Source organism: Aequorivita marina, assembly GCF_031631895.2.
GTDB classification, from domain to species: Bacteria; Bacteroidota; Bacteroidia; order Flavobacteriales; family Flavobacteriaceae; genus Aequorivita; species Aequorivita marina.
Window position 1 is genome coordinate 1 of the sequence record NZ_JAVMBW020000044.1, and the last position, 863, is coordinate 863.

The window sequence follows — 863 nt, forward strand, 5'->3', positions numbered from 1 at the left end:
ACGTTGGATGCCAATGCAGCGATTACCTCAACAGATCCTGTTGTATGGTACGATGCATTAACTGGCGGAAACACCGTAAGCAGCCCAACCCTTAATAGCGTAGGCAGCACAACCTATTATGCCGAAACTGCGATTAGTGGCGGCTGTAACAGTTTAACAAGAACAGCGGTAACGCTAACGATTACGGATGCACCCGATGCCCCTATTAGTGGTGGGGATATCACAGAGTGTCAAGAAGATCCATTGCAAACGTTGGATGCCAATGCAGCGATTACCTCAACAGATCCTGTTGTATGGTACGATGCATTAACTGGCGGAAACACCGTAAGCAGTCCAACCCTTAATAGCGTAGGCAGCACAACCTATTATGCCGAAACTGCAATCAGTGGCGGCTGTAACAGTTTAACAAGAACATCGGTAACGCTAACGATTACGGATGCACCCGATGCCCCTATTAGTGGCGGAGATATCACAGAGTGTCAAGAAGACCCATTGCAAACGTTGGATGCCAATGCAGCGATTACCTCAACAGATCCTGTTGTATGGTACGATGCATTAACTGGCGGAAACACCGTAAGCAGTCCAACCCTTAATAGCGTAGGCAGCACAACCTATTATGCCGAAACTGCAATCAGTGGTGGCTGTAACAGTTTAACAAGAACAGCGGTAACGCTAACGATTACTGATGCCCCCGAAGCCCCTATAAGTGGCGGAGATATCACAGAATGTCAAGAAGACCCATTGCAAACGTTGGATGCCAATGCAGCGATTACCTCAACAGATCCTGTAGTATGGTACGATGCATTAACCGGCGGAAACACCGTAAGCAGTCCAACCCTTAATAGCGTAGGCAGCACAACCTA

1 protein-coding gene is annotated in these 863 nt (G+C 48.0%); it reads left to right on the forward strand.

Features of this window, described 5'->3' with window-relative positions; all coding sequences use genetic code 11:
* On the forward strand, positions 1–863 hold an 863-nt coding region (locus QPK98_RS15605), incomplete at both ends, for an Ig-like domain-containing protein (protein ID WP_494337540.1).